Consider the following 16,738-nt stretch of genomic DNA (forward strand, 5'->3'; position numbering starts at 1 on the left):
CATATCGATGTTCCGGCAGATGATGGGTACATCAGGGGCGGGCGTGCATCGGACGCTTTGCGTGGCGGGACGGTGTGCCGTCCTCACGCGTGCCTAAGTGTAGTCGAGAAACGTGCGGCCGGTCGCGCGCGGCACCGATGCAATCTGCCAGCGCCGCGCGCGAGTGAGATACTTGCCGAAGTGCCGCTGCGGCCCGCGCGACGCACGGATGGCGGGACGAAGCGGCGGCGCCGGCGCATGCGTGCCGGCCGCTGTCATCAACGAGGGTCTGATTTCATGGGGAACGACATGCTTGAAACCGCGACTTTGGGAGGCGGATGTTTCTGGTGCACGGAGGCCGTGTTCCTCGACGTCGACGGCGTGACGGCCGTGCAGTCGGGTTACGCGGGCGGCCATACGCGCAATCCGGGCTATCGCGACATATGCGAAGGCGATACCGGCCACGCGGAAGTCGTCAACGTGACGTTCGATCCGGCGCGCATCGGTTATCGCGAGATCCTCGAGATCTTCTTCGCGACGCACGATCCGACCCAGCTGAACCGGCAGGGCAACGACGTCGGCACGCAGTATCGTTCGGTCGTGTTCACGCATTCGGACGCGCAGCGCGACACCGCGCTCGACGTGATCCGCGAGCTGGAGCGCGACCAGGTGTTCGGGCAGCCGATCGTCACGCAGGTCGTGCCGCTCGACGGCAACTACTGGCCGGCCGAGGATTATCACCAGAACTACTACGCGCGTAACCCGGGGCAGGGCTACTGCTCGGTCGTGATCGGCCCGAAACTCGCGAAATTCCGGCAGAAGTTCTCGCACCGGCTGAAGTCGCTGCGCGGCACGTGAGCGTGTAAGCGGCAGGACCTTGCGTTACGCCGCCTCGCCGCGCCACCGCGCGCACGCGGCGGCGATCTCGCGCGCGAGCGCGATGCACGACAGCGGCGCGGAGCCTTCCGCCTTGTTGTTGATCGTGATGATCACCGGCTGGCCGGCCAGCGCGTAGCGCGCGGCCAGTTCGGCGAGCGCCGAACGCGTGGCCGGATCCTCGTCGACGAGCTTGTCGAACGGCTCGTACTTCGCTTTCGCCTGCTCGTACTTGAAGCCGCCGTGCAGGCTCCAGCGCACGATCAGCGGGCCCGGCGCGTCGCCGTCGAGCAGCGCGAGCGCGGCGGCCTGGCGCAGCGGGTCGGGCATCCGCGCATGCAGGCCGACGCAATAGCGCACGCCGAGCGACGCGAGCGCGCGGATGAAGCGCGGTGTGAGCAGGCTCGCGTCGCGGATCTCGATCGCGTAGCGCGGGCTGTCGACTTCCGGCGGCAACGGCGGCAACGGCGGCAGCGCCGCGAAGAACGCGGCCAGCCGGTCGATCAGCGTAGCCGGATCGGCGAGCAATTGGTCGGGCAACGGCGAGAACTGGAACACGAGCACGCCGGCTTTCCGGCCGAGCCCTTCGAGGCACGGCTGCACGAATTCGCGGGTGGCGAGCTGCGCGTCGAGGAAGGTCGGGTTCAGTCCCGACGGCTCGCCGCGCCGGCCGCGCACGACCGCGTCGGTCACCGAGGCCGGTGCTTTCACGACGAAGCGGAAGTCGTCGGGCACCTGCTGCGCGTAGCGCAGGTAGTCGGCGACCGTCAGCGGGCCGTAGAACGACCGGTCGAGGCTTACGCTCCTCAGGAGCGGATGCGCGCCGTACGCTTCGAGCCCTTCGCGCGACAGCTTCGTCTGCGCGAAGTCGCCGTCGTAGACGATGCCGTTCCAGCCGGGGAAGTACCACGACGACGTGCCGAGCCGCACGTTCGGCGGCAGGCCGGCTGCCGCATCGGCCACGTCCGCCGCGATCGGTGCGGGCGGCACGCCGCGCCGGCGCCGGCCTTGCTTCGGCGGCGCGGCCGGCAGGGACGGCTCGTCCCACAGCAGCCCGGAGGACGCGGGCGGTGTTTCGTCGGCAGGGCGGGAGGCTGCGCGGGCGGGCGGCGCGGGTCGCGCATCGTCGCGCGCGGCGGGCGTCATGCGGTCATCGGTGCTTGCAAGGGGAACGTCGTCGGCGGGCGGCGACGCGCGTGCGTCGTCGGGCGGCGCGCCGAACAGGTCGAATTGTCCGTCGGCGTGCGACCCGTTGGCGTCGTCGTGCTGCTGTTCAGGCGGCGCCTTGCGCCGCGTCCTGCCGTCACCCATGCATGCCCAGCGTGAAGTGCTGCCTAGCGCGGCAGCGCGTTTTCGTACATATAGCGCCGCGACCACGGCAGCGTTTTCGCGCTGCGTCCGGCCTTGCGGCACACGATCTGGAAGATCGACACGTCGTCGTGCTCGAACGCATACGCGCAGCCGGCGAGATACACGCGCCAGATGCGGAATTTTTCGTCGTCGACGAGTTTGCGCGCTTCTTCGGCCTTCGCCTCGAAGTTCTCCGTCCAGATGTCGAGCGTGCGCGCATAGTGCCGCCGCAGGCTTTCGACGTCAACCGCTTCCAGCCCGCCGCGCTGCGCGGCTTCGAGCGCGAGGCTGATGTGCGGCAGCTCGCCGTCCGGGAACACGTAGCGATCGATGAACTCGCCGCCGCCGAGCGCCGTTTCGCCGCTTTCCGCGTCGGTCGACGTGATCCCGTGGTTCATCGCGATGCCGTCGTCGGCCAGCAGCTCACGGACCCGCGAGAAATAGAGCGGCAGGTTCTTGCGGCCGACGTGCTCGAACATCCCGACGCTCGTGATGCGGTCGAACTGGCCGTCGATCTCGCGGTAATCCTGCAGACGAATCTCGATCCTGTCCTCCAGCCCCGCGGCCTTCACGCGCGCGGTCGCGAGATCGAACTGGTTCTGCGACAGCGTCACGCCGAGGCACGTCGCGCCGAACTTCTGCGCGGCGCGCAGCACGAGCGCGCCCCAGCCGCAGCCGATGTCGAGCAGGCGCTGGCCCGGCTGCAACTGGATCTTCGTCAGGATGTGATCGATCTTCTTGATCTGCGCGGTCGCGAGATCCTCGTCGCCGTTCTCGAAGTACGCGCACGAGTACACCATGTTCTCGTCGAGCCACAGCCTGTAGAACTCGTTCGAGACGTCGTAGTGGTACTGGATCGCCTTCCTGTCGGTGCTCTTCGAGTGATTGAAGTAGCGTTTCACGCGCGCGAGCTTGCTCGCGCTCGTCACCGTGCTGCGAGCGAGCGAGTAGCCGATGTTGATGATGTCCGACAGCTTGCCTTCGATGTCGATCTTGCCCTTCACGTACGCCTCGCCGAGATTGTCGAGGCTCGGTTCGAGCAGAAGCGGCAACGCCGACGCGCTGTTCACTTTCAGCGTGACCTGCGGCGCGCTGAAGGTGCCGAAATCGAGTTGTTCGCCGTTCCACAGCACGAGGCGCGCCGGTATGTTCGCTTTCGCCCGTACTTCGTCCGCCCACTGTGCCAGCTTCTTTTCCCAGAACATTTGGATTCTCCGTTTGTTCGTTGAATCGAATACAGCCAAGTATCTTGACCGGCGCCCGCCGCTTGCGAGGCGGGCGCCCGGATGCAACACGAGACACGACCGGCGAGCGCCGGCGCCGCGCTTACGGCGACAGGCGCGAGATCGTCCAGCCCGGCGCCGCGTTGGCGTCGCGCGTATAGAGCAGACGGTCGTGCAGCCGCGACGGGCGCCCCTGCCAGAACTCGATCGCGTCGGGCACGAGGCGGTAGCCACCCCAGTGCGGCGGGCGCGGCGGCGTGTCGCCGTAACGTTCGCTGACGGCCTTTTCGCGCGCTTCGAGCGTCGCGCGGCTGTCGATCACGGCGCTCTGCTCCGACGCCCATGCGCCGATGCGCGAGCCGAGCGGGCGCGACGCGAAATAGCGGTCGCTTTCTTCGGCACTGGTTTTCTCGATCCGGCCTTCGATGCGCACCTGGCGCTCGAGCTCGATCCAGTAGAACAGCAGCGCCGCGTGCGGATGGGCAGCGAGATCGCGCCCCTTGCGGCTTTCGTAATTGGTGAAGAAGACGAACCCGCGTTCGTCGACGCCCTTGATGAGTACGATCCGGGCCGACGGCCGGCCGTCGTCGCCGACGGTCGCGAGCGTCATCGTGTTCGGCTCGGGCAGTTTGGCGGCGAGCGCCTCCTTGAACCAGCGGTCGAACTGGGCGAAGGGGTCGTGGGCGGCATCGGCTTCGTCGAGCGAAGCACGTGAATAATTGATGCGGAGATCGGCGAGAGTCGTCATGTTATGCAAACGCTTCAATCTGGGGCCAGTATAGCGAACGCGCGAGAATCGTGCGTGCACAGTGGCGCGTGCGAGCGGGGAGTTCAGGCAAAATAGAGGGCTGCTCGACTTACGTTTTCCTTGCTGCCATGTCTGCCGCCGATACTGCCCCGCCCAGTTCTTCTGATCTTACCCCGAGCCCGACAATCCAGCTTGACGTGGATCGAGAGCGGCGTTTCGGCGGCATCGCGCGGCTGTACGGCGCGCCGGCGCTGGCCGCTTTCGAGCGCGCGCATGTCGCGGTGATCGGCATCGGCGGTGTGGGGTCGTGGGTGGCCGAGGCGCTCGCGCGTAGCGCGATCGGCTCGCTGACGCTGGTCGATCTCGACAACGTCGCCGAAAGTAATACGAACCGGCAGATCCATGCGCTGGACGGCAATTACGGCAAGCCGAAGGTCGACGCGATGGCCGAGCGGATCGCGCTGATCGATCCCGCGTGCCGCGTGAACCGGATCGAGGATTTCGCAGAGCCCGACAACTTCGATGCGTTGCTTGGCGGCGGCTTCGACTACGTGATCGACGCGATCGACAGCGTGCGCACGAAAGTCGCGCTGATCGCATGGTGCGTCGAGAAGCGGCAGCCGCTGATCACGGTCGGCGGCGCGGGCGGGCAGCTCGACCCGACGCGCATCCGCATCGACGATCTCGCATTGACGATCCAGGACCCGCTGCTGTCGAAGGTGCGCGCGCAGCTGCGCAAGCAGCATGGTTTTCCGCGCGGGCCGAAGGCGCGTTTCAAGGTCAGCGCCGTGTATTCGGACGAGCCGCTGATCTATCCGGAAGCGGCCGCCTGCGATATCGAGGACGGCGCCGAGCCGTCCACGGCCGCGCATGTCGCGGGGCTCAATTGCGCAGGATTCGGTTCGAGCGTGTGCGTGACCGCGAGCTTCGGCTTCGCGGCCGCCGCGCACGTGCTGCGCGCGATCGCGGCGCAGGCCGCCGACTGATCCGCGCAGCGCCGGCATCGATCGATGCTGCGGCGCGGGACGCGCGCCGCTTGCGCTACGACGATCAGGCCGGGCCGTTGCGGCCCGGCGTGAAGCACGTCAGTTGAGCGCCATGCTCAGCTTGCGTCGCCATCCGGCGACGAGGTCGGGGCGGTCGCCCGCCAGCTCGAACACCGAGATCATCGTGCGGCGGCCGAGATCGTCGCCGTACGTGCGATCGCGCGTCACGATTTCCAGCAACTGTTCCAGCGCACCTTCATACGCACGCCGCGCGATCAGGCTCTGCGCGAGGTCGAAGCGCGCGTCGAGGTCGCCCGGGTTCGCCGCGATGCGGGCTTCGAGCGCGTCGGTCGGCGGCAGGTCGGCTGTTGCCTCGAGCGCGTCGAAACGGGTCTTGATCGCCTGGTAGCGCGGGTCGCCGCCTTGCACCGTCTGCGGCGACAGCCGCTCGGTCTCGGCCTGCGCAGCGTCGACCTGGTTGTTCGCGAGCAGCAGTTCGATCAGGTCGAGCCGTGCGTCGTCGAAGCCCGGGTTCAGCGCGAGCGCCGCTTCGAGGTGCGTGAGCGCGTCGTCGAAGCGCGATTCGGCCATCGCGTACTGTGCGGCGCGGCGTTCGGCTTCCTCGGGCGCTGGCAGCAACCGGTCGAGGAACGCGCGCAACTGGCCTTCGGGCAGCACGCCGACGAACTGGTCGACGGGGCGGCCATCGGCGAACGCGATCACGTGCGGGATGCTGCGCGTCTGGAAGTGCGCGGCGAGTTCCTGGTTCTCGTCGACGTTGACCTTCACGAGCTTCCAGCGGCCTTCGTAGTCGCCTTCGAGCTTTTCCAGCAGCGGGCCGAGCGTCTTGCAGGGGCCGCACCACGGGGCCCAGAAGTCGACCAGCACGGGCGTGTCCAGCGACGCCTCGATGACGTCTTTCTCGAATGTGGCAAGCGTGGTGTCCATGTCGTTCTCTTTCGTTCGAATGTCGTCAGGATGGGGGCGGCGCGCCCGTTTTTCAACGCGGCTTCGCTTCGGGCAGCGGAATCCACTCGGTCTCGCCCGGCACCTTGCCCATTTCCTGGCGCGTCCAGGCTTCCTTCGCGCGCGCGATCGCGTCGCGGCTGCTCGCGACGAAATTCCATTCGATGAAGCGCTCGCCGTCGATCTTGTCGCCGCCGAGCAGCATCGCGCGCGCGCCGTCGGTGCTCGTCAGCGTGACCGTCGCGCCCGGCGCGAGCACGGCCATCTGTTCGGCCGGGACCGGCGTGCCGTCGATCGCGAGATCGCCGTCGACCACGTAGACCGCACGCTCCTCGTGCGACGCGTCGAGTTCGATGCGGCCGCCGGCCGCGAATTCGGCCGCGACGTACAGCGTGCGCGAGAACGTCGTGACCGGCGAGCGCAGCCTGAACGCATCGCCGGCGATCACCGTCAGCGACACGCCGTCTTCGTTGCGCTTGGGCAGCGTATCGGCCGCATGGTGCTCGAACGACGGCTCGGTGGTTTCGTGCGCGCGCGGCAGCGCAACCCAGGTCTGGATGCCGTGCACGGTGTGGCCGTTTGCGCGCTGTGCGTCGGGCGTGCGCTCGGAATGGACGATCCCGCGGCCGGCCGTCATCCAGTTCACGTCGCCCGGCACGATTTCCTGCAGCGAGCCGAGGCTGTCGCGGTGCAGGATCGCGCCGTCGAACAGGTAGGTGACGGTAGCGAGGCCGATATGCGGATGCGGGCGCACGTCGAGCCCGGTGCCGGCCGGCAGCGTGGCGGGCCCCATGTGATCGAAGAAGATGAACGGGCCGACGAGGCGCGCGGCGAGCGCGGGCAGCGTGCGGCGCACCTGCAGGTTGCCGATGTCGCGCACGTGCGGCTTCAGCAGGGCTTTGATCGGATCGTTCATGGCGGTTCCTGTGGGGCGGCGGGGATGCCGGTCATTGTATAGCCGCCCGCCGGCGATTCCATGCGCGCCGCGCGGGTATCGGGCGGCGTGGTGAAACCCGGTAGACTGACCGGCTTCCCAGGAAAACGCCGGGTCGTCCCGGGTTTTCCGCCCCGAAGGACGTCCCCTTGCGGGATGCCCGCTCGAAAGGGGGCTGGCGCGACGCGACCGGGCCGGGGGCACTTTGCACAACGATTAGACAATCGAGGAGACGCAGATGATGGCCCCGAAGGACTTGCTGCTCGCGTTGGTCGTGATCCTGGCGTGGGGCGTGAACTTCGTCGTGATCAAGGTCGGCCTGCACGGCATGCCGCCGATGCTGCTCGGCGCGCTGCGCTTCACGCTCGCGGCGGTGCCCGCCGTGTTCTTCGTGCGTCGCCCGCAGATTTCGTGGCGCCTGCTGGTGCTGTACGGCGCGACCATCCAGCTCGGCCAGTTCGTGTTCCTGTTCACCGGTATGTACGTCGGCATGCCGGCCGGTCTCGCGTCGCTCGTGCTGCAGTCGCAGGCGTTCTTCACGCTGGTGTTCGCGATGCTGTTCCTCGGCGAGCGGCTGCGCGTGCAGAACCTGATCGGGCTCGCGATCGCCGCGGGCGGGCTCGTCGTGATCGCCGCGCAAGGCGGCCGCGCGATGACGCTCGCGGGCTTCCTGCTGACGATCTGCTCGGCCGCGATGTGGGCGTTCGGCAACATCGTCACGAAGAAGGTCGGCCGTGCGAACCTCGTGTCGCTCGTCGTGTGGGCGAGCCTCGTGCCGCCCGTGCCGTTCTTCCTGCTGTCGCTGTGGTTCGAAGGGCCGCAGCGGATCGCGACCGCGCTCTCCGGGCTCAACGGCGCATCGATCTTCGCGGTCGTCTATCTCGCGTTCGTCGCGACGCTGCTCGGCTACGGGTTGTGGAGCCGCCTGCTGTCGCGCTATCCGGCCGCGCAGGTCGCGCAGTTCTCGCTGTTGGTGCCGATCGTCGGGCTCGCGTCGTCGGCGCTGCTGCTCGACGAACACCTGACGCGCACGCAACTGATCGGCACGGCGCTCGTGATGGGCGGGCTCGCGGTGAACGTGTTCGGCGGGAAACTGATGCGCCGCTTCGCGGCGTCGTGACGCGCCGGCACGCGCTGCGTGCCGGCGGCGGGGGAGAAGCGGCCGTCAGGCCATCCGGTTCTTCGCGAGCGGCGGGTTCGCGGCGAAATAACGCTTGATGCCGCGGAAGATCGCGTCGGCCATCTCGTCGCGATAGCTGTCGTCGTTGAGCCGGCGCTCTTCGTCCGGGTTGCTGATGAACGCGGTCTCGACGAGGATCGACGGAATGTCGGGCGCCTTCAGCACCGCGAACCCGGCCTGCTCGACCGAGCCCTTGTGCAGTTTGTTGATGCCGCCGACTTCCTTCAGCACGTAGTTGCCGTAGCGCAGCGAATCGCGGATCTGCGCGGTCGTCGACATGTCGAACAGCGCGCGGTTCACGGCCGCATCCGCCGTCTTGATGTTGATGCCGCCGATCAGGTCGGACGAGTTTTCCTTGTTCGCCATCCAGCGCGCCGCGGCGCTCGTCGCGCCGTGGTCGGACAGCGCGAACACCGACGAGCCGCGCGCGGACGGCGTCGTGAACGCATCCGCGTGGATCGACACGAACAGATCGGCGCCCACGCGGCGCGCCTTCTGCACGCGCACGTTCAGCGGCACGAAGAAGTCGGCGTCGCGCGTCATCATCGCGCGCATGTTCGGCGCGCCGTCGATCTTCGCGCGCAGCTTCTTCGCGATGTCGAGCGCGATGTGCTTCTCGTACGTGCCGCCGCCGCCGATCGCGCCTGGATCCTCGCCGCCGTGGCCCGGATCGATCGCGACCGTCAGCAGGCGCACGGTGCCGCCCTTGCCGGATTTCGGCGCGGTGAACTTGTAGGTGTCGCCGTCGTCGTCGCTGTCGTCGCGGCGCGCGATGACGGGCGGCGGCTTGACGGCCGGCTTCGCGGGCGTCGACGGCGTGGCCGCGGCGGGCGGCGTATGCGGCGTGGCCGGCGTGTTCTGCGCGAAACGCTGGAAGAACGCATCGCTGTTGTCGCCCGAGCCGGGCGGCGGCGTGCCCGGGCCGGCCAGCGTGGACGGCGGCTGCATCTGCTGCGCGCGCGCGGTGTCGTTGAGCGCCTGTTCCTTGCGTTCCGTCTGTGCGATCAGGTCGGACAGCGGATCGGGCGCGACGGCCGGGTACAGGTCGAACACGAGCCGGTACTTGTAGGTGCCGACCGGCGGCAGCGTGAACACCTGCGGCTTCACCGAGCCTTTCAGGTCGAACACCATCCGCACGACGTGCGGCTGGTACTGGCCGACGCGCACCGACTGGATCTGCGGATCGTTCGGCGCGATCTTCGACACGAGGTCGCGCAGCGCCTGGTCGAGATCGAGGCCGCTCAGATCGACGACGAGACGGTCGGGACCCTGCAGCAGCTGTTGGCTATTCTGCAGCGGCTGGTCGGATTCGATCGTGACGCGCGTGTAATCGCGCGCGGGCCACACGCGCACGCCGAGCACCGACGATGCGTGCGCGAGCCGCGGGGCGACGAGACCGAGCACCAGCGTCGACGCGCCGGCGCGCAGGATCTGGCGGCGGCGCCAGTTGTGCGTCGCGGTGGCCGCCGATTCGATCGAGCGGAACGGTTTGATCAACATCTTTCGAGACATGCCTTTCCTGAAGCGCTGTACGCCCGGACGGTGAGGGCGCGGCCGTCGCCATCCACGTCGAGCGAGAAAACCAGATCGGGCACGCCGAGCAGGGCGCCCGCCTGTTGCGGCCATTCGACGAGGCAGATCGCGCTGGAATTGAAATATTCGCGAAAGCCTGCATCGGACCATTCGGCCGGATCGTTGAATCGATACAGATCGAAGTGATAGACCTCGAGTTCCCCATCGTCGCGTTCGAGCGCGTACGGCTCGACCAGCGTGTAGGTCGGGCTGCGCACGCGCCCCGGGTGGCCGAGGCCGCGCAGGATCGCGCGCACGAGGGACGTCTTGCCCGCGCCGAGATCGCCGACCAGCTGGATCTGCAGCCCGTCGAACGCGTGCGCGCGGACGAGATCGACGCGCGCCGCATCGAGCGCGTGTGCGAAGCGGGTGCCGAAGGCCTCGGTCGCCGCTTCGTCGGCGAGTGCGATCACGCGCTCCGCGAGCGGGGCAGGCAGCGTGGCGGCATGAGGCGTATGGGACGTGGCTGGCATTCTCGTAAAATAGTGCGATGAACCGATTACCGGAACTCGCCGCATCCGACAGGCCTTCGACTCATGCCGAAGGCGCGGCGCCGTGCGCGCTCGATGATGCGGCCTTGACTGCGCTCGCCGCTCGCATCAGGGCGTGGGGGCGCGAATTGGGTTTCGGGGCGATCGGCATCAGCGACACCGATCTCTCGGATGCCGAAGCAGGCCTCGCCGCCTGGCTGGAAGCCGGTTACCACGGCGAAATGGATTATATGGCGAAACATGGGATGAAACGCGCGCGGCCGGCCGAACTTGTGGCCGGTACGCGACGCGTGATTTCCGTGCGGCTCGCCTATCTGCCGGCCGAAACGCTTGCCCCCAGCGCGCCCGACGGCGAGCCGGGCGCGCTCGCGCTGCACGACTGGCGTGCGCGCGAACGGGCGCGGCTCGACGATCCGCAGGCCGCCGTCGTGTCGATCTATGCGCGTGGCCGCGACTATCACAAGGTGCTGCGCAACCGGCTGCAGACGCTCGCGGAGCGCATCGAGCTCGAGATCGGCGCGTTCGGCTACCGCGTGTTCACCGATTCGGCGCCCGTGCTCGAGGTCGAGCTCGCGCAGAAGGCCGGTGTCGGCTGGCGCGGCAAGCACACGCTGCTGCTGCAACGCGATGCCGGCTCGTTGTTCTTCCTCGGCGAGATCTACGTCGACATTCCGTTGCCGACCGACGCGCACACGTCGCCCGATACCGCGCCCGAGACGCCCGGCGCACACTGCGGCAGCTGCACGCGCTGCATCGACGCGTGCCCGACCGGCGCGATCGTCGAGCCGTACCGCGTCGATGCGCGCCGCTGCATCTCGTACCTGACGATCGAACTGAAAGGCAGCATCCCCGAGCCGCTGCGGCCGATGATCGGCAATCGCGTGTACGGTTGCGACGACTGCCAGCTCGTGTGCCCGTGGAACAAGTTCGCGCAGGCCGCGCCCGTCGCCGATTTCGACGTGCGGCACGGCCTCGACCGCGCGACGCTCGTCGAGCTGTTCGCGTGGGACGCCGACGCGTTCGATACGCGGATGCAGGGCAGCGCGATCCGGCGCATCGGCTACGAAAGCTGGCTGCGTAATCTCGCGGTCGGGCTCGGCAATGCGCTGCGCGCGAGCACGGAGCGGCTGTCGCCGCAGGCGCGCGAGGCGATCGTCGCCGCGTTGCGCGCGCGGGCCGACGATCCGTCGCCGGTCGTGCGCGAGCATGTCGAATGGGCGCTGCGCGCCGCGTGAAGGCGGCGTAAAGTGTCGTCGGCGCGCGGCGGTACCGCTCGCTTTCATCGGTCAGGAGAGGGCCATGTTCAATGCAGTCATCGACGCGCCGTTCGGCAAGGTCGGCATCCGCACGGACGCCGCCGTGGTGCGCGAGATCGTCTATCTGCCCGAGTCGGTGAAGTCGGTCGATCCGGATTCGCCGCTCGCGAAGCGCGCAGTCAAGCAGATCGAACGTTATTTCGAGCGTGCGTCGGCGCGCTTCGACCTGCCGCTCGCCGAAGTCGGCAGCGCATTCCAGCACCGCGTGTGGGACGTGATCAGCGATATCCCGCCGGGCACCGTGCTGACCTACGGGCAGGTCGCGAAGCGGATCGGCAGCGCGCCGCGCGCGGTCGGCCAGGCGTGTGGCGCGAACTACTTCCCGCTCGTGATTCCGTGCCATCGCGTCGTCGCGGCGGGCGGCCTCGGCGGCTTCGCGAACCACGACGACAACGGGTATTACCAGAAAGTGAAGCGCTGGCTGCTGGCGCACGAGGGCGTGCCGTACTGATGAGCGAACCGCTGATTTCCCCTGAAACCGACGACGCAGCCGCGGCATCGCCCGCGCTGCTCGCGAGCCGCGCATCGATCGACGTGTTCTGCGATGCGCTGTGGCTCGAACACGGGCTCGCGCGCAACACGCTCGACGCCTACCGGCGCGATCTGGTGCTGTTTTCCCAATGGCTGGCCGCGACGCACGACGCGCCGCTCGATTCCGCCGACGAAGCGCTGGTGACGGGCTATATCGCCGCGCGCAGCGACGGCAAGGCGACGTCGTCGAACCGGCGGCTGTCGGTGTTCCGTCGCTATTACGGCTGGGCCGTGCGCGAGCATCGCGCGAGCGCCGACCCGACGCTGCGGATCACGTCCGCGAAACAGGCGGCGCGGTTCCCGTCGACGCTGTCGGAGGCGCAGGTCGAGGCGCTGCTCGGCGCGCCCGACATCGCGACGCCGCTCGGCTTGCGCGATCGCACGATGCTCGAGCTGATGTATGCGAGCGGGTTGCGCGTGAGCGAGCTCGTGACGCTGAAGACCGTCGAGGTCGGGCTCAACGAGGGCGTCGTGCGCGTGATGGGCAAAGGCTCGAAGGAGCGGCTCGTGCCGTTCGGCGAAGTCGCGCACGACTGGATCGAGCGCTATCTGCGCGACGCGCGGCCGGCGCTGCTCGGCGCGCGCGCGGCCGACGCGCTGTTCGTGACCGCGCGCGGCGACGGGATGACGCGCCAGCAGTTCTGGAACATCATCAAGCGCCACGCGCAGCAGGCCGACGTGCGCGCGCACCTGTCGCCGCACACGCTGCGGCACGCGTTCGCGACACACCTGCTGAATCACGGCGCGGACTTGCGCGTCGTGCAGATGCTGCTCGGCCACAGTGACATCTCGACCACGCAGATCTACACGCACGTCGCGCGCGAGCGGCTGAAGACGCTGCACGCGCAACACCACCCGCGCGGCTAGCGCGGGGCGGTGCTGCCCCGGCGCGCGCATCGGCTGATGCGCGTGCGGCTTCCGGCGGTGACGGGTGTCAGGCCAGCTCGCGCAGCTTGTGCTTCAGCACCTTGCCCGTCGATGCGGCCGGCAGTGCATCGAGCACGCGGATGCGCGCAGGACGTTTGTAAGGCGCGAGCCGTTCCGCGCACCAGGCGTTCAACGCGGTTTCGTCTGCCGCCGCGCCGGGCACCAGCTCGACGAACGCGAGCACTTCCTCGTTGCCTTCGACCGCGCGGCCGATGACGGCCGCCTGCACGACGTCCGGATGTGCGTTCAGCACCTGCTCGACTTCGACCGGATACACGTTGAAGCCCGACCGGATGATCAGTTCCTTGCTGCGGCCCGCGATCGTCACTGCGCCGTCCGCTTCCTGCCGCGCGAGATCGCCGGTGCTCAGCCAGCCGTCCGGCGACACGGCCGCGCGCGTCGCTTCCGCGTTGCGGTAGTAACCGAGCATCACGTTCGGTCCGCGCACGCGGATTTCGCCGACTTCGCCTTGAGACACGTCGGTGCCGTCCGGCGCGACGATTCGCACGTCGACGCCCGGAATAGGCACGCCGACCGAGCTGTCGGCGCGCGGCGCGTCGAGCGGTGTCTGCGTGATTGTCGGGCTGCTTTCGGTCATCCCGTAGCCGTTGTGCAGCGGCACGCCGTACGTGTGCTCGACGCGCGCCTTCAGGTTCGCGTCGAGCGGCGAGCCGCCCGAGTACGCGAAGCGCAGGCGCGGCGCGCGCCACGCGTGGCCGTGCGTGTGCAGGTGTTCGAGCAGCTTCGCGTGCATCGCGGGCACGCCCTGGAAGATCGTGACGCCTTCGTCGGCGAGCGCGACGCGCACGGCTTCCGGCGCAAAGCGCGGTGCGAGCCGCAGCGTCGCCCCCGCGTACAGGCTGCCGAGGCACACCGACGCGAGCCCGTACACGTGCGACACCGGCAATACCGTGTAGACGACGTCGTCGGGCGACACGCGGCGCAGCGTGCTGGACGTCGCCGCGATGAACAGCAGGTTGCGGTGCGACAGCATCACGCCTTTCGGCGCGCCCGTGGTGCCGGTCGTGTAGATCAGCGCCGCGCATTGCGCGGCGCCGTCGGCGGCCACCGGTTCGCCCGGCGCGCTCGCGTCGACGCGATACGACCACGCGCCGATGTCGACCGGCAGCGCGCCGGCCGGCGTTGCATCGTATCGGGCGGCATGCGCGCGCGCGTCGGGCGACGCGTCCGTCGTGAACGCGATCAGCTTCGGGCGCGCGTGCGCGGCGATCGCGTCGAGTTCGCCGGCCGACAGCCGCGCGTTCGACACGAGTGCCCACGCCTCGACGCGGGCGGCCGCGAACAGCAGCACGATCTGCGCGACGCAGTTTTCCGCGACGATCATCACGCGGTCGCCGCCTTGCACGCCGAGGCTGGCAAGCATCGCGGCCGCCGCATCGACGGCCTGGGCCAGGTCGCCGTACGACAGTCGGCGCGCGTCCTCGATCAGTGCCGGGTGCGCGGGCGACTGCGCGGCCCAGCGCGCGGGGACGTCGGCGATGCGGCCGGGCAGCGCGGCGAGCAGCGCATCGACGTCGAGCGACTCGGAGGAACGGATGGGCGAGAGCATGGCGTCTCCAGAAAAGGGGCGGGGGCCGCGTGACGATGTTTGCGAACGATCGTGCCATGACGGCGCGCACGCCACAATCGGCCATTCGGGCAATAGCGCTTCGCGATGTCCGCAATGATGATGATCGGAATCGTTGCGGCGCCGCCGCAGGCTGCCCGGCCGAAAACGGGCCGCGAGTATACCGCCGGCGCGGGCGCGCCATTGCGCGCCTGCCGGTCGTTCACCATTAAAATGCCGCCATGAGCAAATCCAGACACGTGTCCGAAACTCCCGCGACTCAGCTGTTGCGCCGCCACGGCGTTGCGTTCGGCGAGCATCCGTACGAATACGTCGAGCATGGCGGCACCGGCGAGTCGGCGCGCCAGCTCGGCGTCGACGAGCACAGCGTCGTGAAGACGCTCGTGATGGAAGACGAGCATGCGAAGCCGCTGATCGTGCTGATGCACGGCGACCGCACCGTGTCGACGAAGAACCTCGCGCGGCAGATCGGCGCGAAGCGCGTCGAGCCGTGCAAGCCCGACGTTGCGAACCGCCATTCGGGCTATCTCGTCGGCGGCACGTCGCCGTTCGGCACGCGCAAGACGATGCCCGTCTACGTCGAGGCGACGATCCTCGAATTACCGACGATCTACCTGAACGGCGGGCGGCGCGGCTACCTCGTCAGCCTCGAGCCGGCGGTGCTCACGTCGCTGCTCGGCGCGCAGCCCGTGCAGTGCGCGAGCGTCGACTGAGGGTTTCACCTTCGTGGCAGGCCGCACTCGTTCGGTAGAATGGGCGCCGTTTCGGCTTGCCGCGCATAGCCGTCCCTTTACCGATACGTTGAAAGAAGAGTCCTCCGCATGCAGATCCTGCTCGCCGCCCTCGTTGCCTACCTGATCGGTTCGGTGTCGTTCGCCGTCGTCGTCAGCGCCGCGATGGGCCTGGCCGACCCCCGCTCGTACGGGTCGAAGAATCCCGGCGCGACCAACGTGCTGCGCAGCGGCAACAAGAAGGCCGCGATCCTGACGCTCGTCGGCGATGCGTTCAAGGGCTGGATTGCCGTCTGGCTCGCGCGGCGCTTCGGCCTGCCCGATGTCGCGGTCGCGTGGGTCGCGATCGCCGTGTTCATCGGCCACCTGTATCCGGTGTTCTTCCGCTTCCAGGGTGGCAAGGGCGTGGCGACCGCGGCCGGCGTGCTGCTCGCCGTGCACCCGGTGCTCGGGCTCGCGACCGCGCTGACCTGGCTGATCGTCGCGTTCTTCTTCCGCTATTCGTCGCTCGCGGCGCTGGTGGCGGCCGTGTTCGCACCGGTGTTCGACGTGTTCCTGTTCGGCACGGGCCATAACCCGGTCGCGTGGGCCGTGCTCGCGATGAGCGTGCTGCTCGTGTGGCGTCACCGCAGCAACATTTCGAAGCTGCTCGCGGGGCAGGAAAGCCGGATCGGCGACAAGAAGAAGGCGGCCGCGGACAGCAGCGCGCAGGACGGCGGGAAAGCCTGACGCGGCGGTGCGCCGCGTGCCGGGCGCGCCGCGTATGCGGGGCCCGGCGTCATGACGCGATGGATCGGTGGCCGATCAGTCGCGGAAGTTGTTGAAATCGAGCGGCGTGTCGGTCACGTCCTTGCGCAGCATCGCGATCGTGCTCTGCAGGTCGTCGCGCTTGGTGCCCGAGATGCGCACCGCGTCGCCCTGGATGCTCGCCTGCACCTTGATCTTGCTGTCCTTCACGAGCCGCACGATCTTCTTCGCGAGATCACCCGTCACGCCTTTCTTCACGGTGACGATCTGCTTGACCTTGTCGCCGCCGATCTTCTCGACCTTGCCGTAGTCGAGGAAGCGCACGTCGACGTTGCGCTTGGCCAGCTTGCCGATCAGCACGTCCTTGACCTGGCCGAGCTTGAAATCGTCGTCGGCGAACAGCGTCAGCTCGCGTTCCTTCTGCTCGACGCGCGCGTCGGAGCCCTTGAAGTCGAAGCGCGTCGAAATTTCCTTGTTCGACTGCTCGATGGCGTTCTTCACTTCGATCATGTTCGCTTCGGAAACGACGTCGAACGATGGCATGGCATTCTCCCTTGAGATGCGGGCACCCGGCTCGCGCGCGGGCACTCGCT

General features: G+C 68.4%; 17 protein-coding genes. 8 read left to right on the forward strand and 9 right to left on the reverse strand.

Annotated features, from left to right (window positions below; genetic code table 11):
• The first annotated feature begins 276 nt into the window (after positions 1 to 276).
• Positions 277 to 837: a peptide-methionine (S)-S-oxide reductase MsrA gene (msrA, locus tag BBJ41_RS15950; RefSeq protein ID WP_069747207.1), complete on the forward strand. Its 561-nt coding sequence runs from the start codon at positions 277 to 279 to the stop codon at positions 835 to 837.
• A gap of 24 nt (positions 838 to 861) precedes the next feature.
• On the opposite strand, the gene BBJ41_RS15955 is transcribed toward msrA, so the two are convergent.
• The 3 genes from BBJ41_RS15955 to pdxH all read right to left on the reverse strand — a co-directional run bounded on the left by BBJ41_RS15955 (position 862) and on the right by pdxH (position 4,176).
• Positions 862 to 2,166 carry a DUF72 domain-containing protein gene (locus BBJ41_RS15955; protein ID WP_069747208.1) on the reverse strand — a complete coding sequence of 435 codons (1,305 nt, stop codon included), beginning with the start codon at positions 2,164 to 2,166 and terminating at the stop codon, positions 862 to 864.
• Between the two features lie 23 nt (positions 2,167 to 2,189).
• Positions 2,190 to 3,410 carry an SAM-dependent methyltransferase gene (locus BBJ41_RS15960; protein ID WP_069747209.1) on the reverse strand — a complete coding sequence of 407 codons (1,221 nt, stop codon included), beginning with the start codon at positions 3,408 to 3,410 and terminating at the stop codon, positions 2,190 to 2,192.
• Positions 3,411 to 3,531: 121 nt separating this feature from the next.
• Entirely contained in the window at positions 3,532 to 4,176 is a 645-nt protein-coding gene (gene pdxH / locus BBJ41_RS15965) for a pyridoxamine 5'-phosphate oxidase (RefSeq protein ID WP_069747210.1), read from the reverse strand.
• A gap of 128 nt (positions 4,177 to 4,304) precedes the next feature.
• Here pdxH and tcdA point away from each other — a divergent pair, with 128 nt between their 5' ends.
• Positions 4,305 to 5,162, forward strand: a complete 858-nt coding sequence (gene tcdA, locus BBJ41_RS15970) for a tRNA cyclic N6-threonylcarbamoyladenosine(37) synthase TcdA (RefSeq protein ID WP_069747211.1) — start codon at positions 4,305 to 4,307, stop codon at positions 5,160 to 5,162.
• Between the two features lie 99 nt (positions 5,163 to 5,261).
• On the opposite strand, the gene trxA is transcribed toward tcdA, so the two are convergent.
• A complete protein-coding gene (gene trxA, locus BBJ41_RS15975; RefSeq protein ID WP_069747212.1) occupies positions 5,262 to 6,110 on the reverse strand; it encodes a thioredoxin in 849 nt (282 codons plus the stop codon).
• A gap of 52 nt (positions 6,111 to 6,162) precedes the next feature.
• Positions 6,163 to 7,044, reverse strand: coding sequence for a pirin family protein (locus BBJ41_RS15980; RefSeq protein ID WP_069747213.1), 882 nt, complete (start codon positions 7,042 to 7,044; stop codon positions 6,163 to 6,165).
• Positions 7,045 to 7,303: 259 nt separating this feature from the next.
• Here BBJ41_RS15980 and BBJ41_RS15985 point away from each other — a divergent pair, with 259 nt between their 5' ends.
• Positions 7,304 to 8,182 (forward strand): EamA family transporter, encoded by an 879-nt coding sequence (locus BBJ41_RS15985; RefSeq protein WP_175972574.1) that lies wholly within the window; start codon positions 7,304 to 7,306, stop codon positions 8,180 to 8,182.
• A gap of 45 nt (positions 8,183 to 8,227) precedes the next feature.
• On the opposite strand, the gene BBJ41_RS15990 is transcribed toward BBJ41_RS15985, so the two are convergent.
• Positions 8,228 to 9,754 carry an N-acetylmuramoyl-L-alanine amidase gene (locus BBJ41_RS15990; protein WP_069747215.1) on the reverse strand — a complete coding sequence of 509 codons (1,527 nt, stop codon included), beginning with the start codon at positions 9,752 to 9,754 and terminating at the stop codon, positions 8,228 to 8,230.
• The gene (gene tsaE, locus BBJ41_RS15995) at positions 9,736 to 10,287 is read right to left on the reverse strand and encodes a tRNA (adenosine(37)-N6)-threonylcarbamoyltransferase complex ATPase subunit type 1 TsaE (RefSeq protein ID WP_069747216.1); all 552 of its coding nucleotides are present in this window, start codon (positions 10,285 to 10,287) and stop codon (positions 9,736 to 9,738) included. Before tsaE ends, BBJ41_RS15990 begins: the two co-directional genes overlap by 19 nt.
• Before the next feature lie 17 nt (positions 10,288 to 10,304).
• Between tsaE and queG the strand changes: the two genes are divergently transcribed.
• From queG to xerD, 3 genes are all read left to right on the forward strand, one after another.
• On the forward strand, positions 10,305 to 11,540 hold the full coding sequence (queG, locus tag BBJ41_RS16000; RefSeq protein WP_069747217.1) for a tRNA epoxyqueuosine(34) reductase QueG: 1,236 nt from the start codon (positions 10,305 to 10,307) through the stop codon (positions 11,538 to 11,540).
• A gap of 64 nt (positions 11,541 to 11,604) precedes the next feature.
• Positions 11,605 to 12,072: a methylated-DNA--[protein]-cysteine S-methyltransferase gene (locus BBJ41_RS16005; protein WP_034190552.1), complete on the forward strand. Its 468-nt coding sequence runs from the start codon at positions 11,605 to 11,607 to the stop codon at positions 12,070 to 12,072.
• Entirely contained in the window at positions 12,072 to 13,019 is a 948-nt protein-coding gene (gene xerD / locus BBJ41_RS16010; RefSeq protein ID WP_069747218.1) for a site-specific tyrosine recombinase XerD, read from the forward strand. The genes BBJ41_RS16005 and xerD overlap by 1 nt, the downstream gene beginning before the upstream one ends.
• A gap of 67 nt (positions 13,020 to 13,086) precedes the next feature.
• Here xerD and BBJ41_RS16015 read toward each other — a convergent pair whose 3' ends face one another.
• On the reverse strand, positions 13,087 to 14,649 hold the full coding sequence (locus BBJ41_RS16015) for a class I adenylate-forming enzyme family protein (protein WP_069747219.1): 1,563 nt from the start codon (positions 14,647 to 14,649) through the stop codon (positions 13,087 to 13,089).
• Positions 14,650 to 14,888: 239 nt separating this feature from the next.
• Between BBJ41_RS16015 and ybaK the strand changes: the two genes are divergently transcribed.
• Both ybaK and plsY read left to right on the forward strand, forming a co-directional pair.
• The gene (gene ybaK / locus BBJ41_RS16020; protein ID WP_048245167.1) at positions 14,889 to 15,380 is read left to right on the forward strand and encodes a Cys-tRNA(Pro) deacylase; all 492 of its coding nucleotides are present in this window, start codon (positions 14,889 to 14,891) and stop codon (positions 15,378 to 15,380) included.
• 108 nt (positions 15,381 to 15,488) lie between these two features.
• Entirely contained in the window at positions 15,489 to 16,127 is a 639-nt protein-coding gene (plsY, locus tag BBJ41_RS16025) for a glycerol-3-phosphate 1-O-acyltransferase PlsY (RefSeq protein WP_069747220.1), read from the forward strand.
• A 75-nt stretch (positions 16,128 to 16,202) separates the two neighbouring features.
• Here plsY and BBJ41_RS16030 read toward each other — a convergent pair whose 3' ends face one another.
• Positions 16,203 to 16,688 (reverse strand): YajQ family cyclic di-GMP-binding protein, encoded by a 486-nt coding sequence (locus BBJ41_RS16030; protein ID WP_006482217.1) that lies wholly within the window; start codon positions 16,686 to 16,688, stop codon positions 16,203 to 16,205.
• Positions 16,689 to 16,738 lie beyond the last annotated feature (50 nt).

Source organism: Burkholderia stabilis, assembly GCF_001742165.1.
GTDB classification, from domain to species: Bacteria; Pseudomonadota; Gammaproteobacteria; order Burkholderiales; family Burkholderiaceae; genus Burkholderia; species Burkholderia stabilis.